Source organism: Streptomyces sp. SID4985, assembly GCF_009863025.1.
Taxonomy (GTDB): Bacteria; Actinomycetota; Actinomycetes; order Streptomycetales; family Streptomycetaceae; genus Streptomyces.
Window position 1 is genome coordinate 1 of record NZ_WWIR01000632.1, and the last position, 2794, is coordinate 2794.

A 2794-nucleotide genomic window follows, 5' to 3' on the forward strand; every position below is an offset into this window, starting at 1 on the left:
TGGCGCTGCTCCGCCGGGGTCGCCCCGAGGCGGACACCCTCGTGGACGGGCTCGGCACCGCCCACGCGGCGGGCGCCCCGCTCGACCCCGCCTCCTTCTTCCCCGGCGCCATGACCGTCGACCTGCCGACCTACCCCTTCCGCCGCGAGCACTTCTGGCTCGCCCCGCGCCCCGACGGCGACCCGCGACACCTCGGCCTGAACGCCTCCGCACACCCGCTGCTCGGCGCCGCCGTCGACATGGCGACCCGTGACGAGTCCGTGCTCACCGGCCGCCTGTCCCTCGCCGACCAGCCCTGGCTCGCCGACCACACCGTGGGCGGCACCGTCCTCGTCCCGGCCACCGCCTTCCTGGAACTGTCCCTCGCCGCGGGCGACCGCACCCGGACCCCGTACGTAGCCGACCTCACCCTGGAGGCCCCCCTATTTCTGACGGAGCGTCAGGCGGCCCAGGTGCAGATCACGGTCGGCGCACCGGACGCCGGCGGCAGCCGCCCGTTCACCGTCCACGCCCGCCCCGAGAACGGTGACGGCACACCGCACCCGTGGACCCGCCACGCCTCGGGCGCCCTCGACCCGACACCCCCGCCCGCCGACCCGGCCACCAACCTGCGCACCTGGCCGCCCGAGGGCGCCCGCCCCGAACCGCTCACCGACGCCTACGACCGCCTCGCCGCCGCCGGGTACGACTACGGCCCCGCCTTCCGCTGCCTGCACGCCCTGTGGCGGGGCACCGACGGCGACCTGTACGCGGAGGTACGCCTGCCCGACGGTCAGACCGACACCGCCGCCGAATTCGCCCTGCACCCGGCCCTGTTCGACGCCGTACTCCACCCCCTCGTCCTCCAGGCGGCGCCGGACACGGCACCCGGTGAGATCCAACTCCCGTTCTCCTGGACCGGCTTGGCCGTACAAGCCGTCGGCGCCACCGCACTGCGCGCCCGCATCTCCACCGACGCCCGCACCGGCACCACCGCCCTCACCCTCGCCGACCCCACCGGCGAACCCGTCGCGACCGTGACCTCGCTCGCGCTGCGCCCGGTCGGCCGGGACCGGCTCGCCGACGCGGCCACGACCGGCGCCCGGGAACCGCTGTACGCACTGCGCTGGCACACCGTCCCCGCCCCCACGGCCACCGTCGCCTGGACCCAACTGGGCGACGACACCCCGGACTTCACCGAGGTGCCCGACACCGGAACCGCCGTTGTCCGCATCGGCACGCACGAGACGGACGGCACCCTCACCTCCGACGCCACGGTGCGGACCCTGCGCCTCGTACAGCGGTGGCTGGCCGACGAGCGGCTCACCGACGCCCGCCTCGCCGTGGTCACCACCCGCGCCGTCGCCGCGCTGCCCGGCGAGGACGTACCCGGCCTGGCCGCCGCCCCGGTATGGGGCCTGATCCGCTCGGCCCAGTCCGAACACCCCGGCCGCTTCACCCTGATCGACCTCGACGCCCCGGCCGACGACGACGCCCTGACGGCCGCACTCGCCCTGGGCGAGGAACAGGTCGCGGTCCGCGAAGGCCGGTGCCACGTACCGCGCCTGGCCCCTGCCGAACCGGAGGCGCGGGAGATCCGGGAGGCGCGGGCCGACGGGGTGGCCGACACCACGACACCGCTCGGCGCCGGAGGAACCGTCCTCGTCACCGGCGGCACCGGTGGCCTCGGCGCACTGCTCGCCCGGCACCTGGTGACCACGCACGGCGTACGCAGGCTGCTCCTGGCGAGCCGTCGCGGACCGGACGCGCCGGGCGCCGGTGACCTGGTGGCCGAACTGACCGCGCTGGGCGCCGAGGTGACCGTGGCCGCCGCCGACGCGGCCGACCGCGAGGCCCTCGCCGCCCTGCTGGCCCGTGTGTCCGCCGAGCACCCGCTGACCGCCGTCGTCCACACGGCGGGCGTCCTCGACGACGCGACCGTGGAAACCCTCACCGACGACCGGCTCCGTGCGGTCATGCACCCCAAGACCACCGCCGCCCGACACCTGCACGAGCTGACCCGCGCACTCCCGCTGACCGCGTTCGTGCTGTTCTCCTCCGTCTCCGGCCTCGTCGGCACCGCCGGGCAGGCCAACTACGCCGCCGCCAACACCGGACTCGACGCCCTCGCCGCACACCGCCGCGCACACGGCCTGCCCGCCCTCTCCCTCGCCTGGGGCCTGTGGGACACCGCCGACGGCATGGGCGGCTCGCTCGGCACCGCGGACCTGGCCCGCTGGAGCCGCGCCGGTTTCGCACCACTCACCCCCGAGCAGGGCCTCGCCCTCTTCGACCACGCGCTGGCCGACGGGCGGGACGCCCTGCTCGTACCGGCGCTCCTGACCCCGGCCGGGCCGCGCGGCGGAACGGAACCGATGCCCACGGTCCTGCGCGGCCCGGCCGGCCCCGCACCCACGCGCCGTACCGTCACCGCGGCGGACACGCCCGTAGGCGGCGCCTCGGCGTGGCACGACCGCATGACCCAACTCCCCGTCCAGGAACGGCGGGACGAGGTGCTCGACCTGGTGTGCGCCGTCGTCGCCGAGGTACTCGGGCACACGGACCGTACCGCCGTCGCCCCCGACCGCGCCTTCAAGGACATCGGCCTCGACTCCCTCGGAGCGGTCGAACTCCGTAACCGGCTCGGCAACCGGACCGGCCTGCGGCTGCCCGCCACCGCCGTCTTCGACCACCCCTCACCCACAGCCCTCGTCGACCACCTCCTCGACCGGATCACACCCCCGTCCTCCGCCGCGCGGCCGGAGCGGGCCTCGGCGTCCATGGACGAGCCGATCGCGATCGTGGGGATGGCGTG

At 76.0% G+C, this 2794-nt stretch carries 1 protein-coding gene; it reads left to right on the forward strand.

The genetic code is table 11. The features are described 5' to 3' along the window. On the forward strand, positions 1 to 2794 hold a 2794-nt coding region (locus GTW40_RS27175), incomplete at both ends, for a type I polyketide synthase (RefSeq protein ID WP_161182782.1).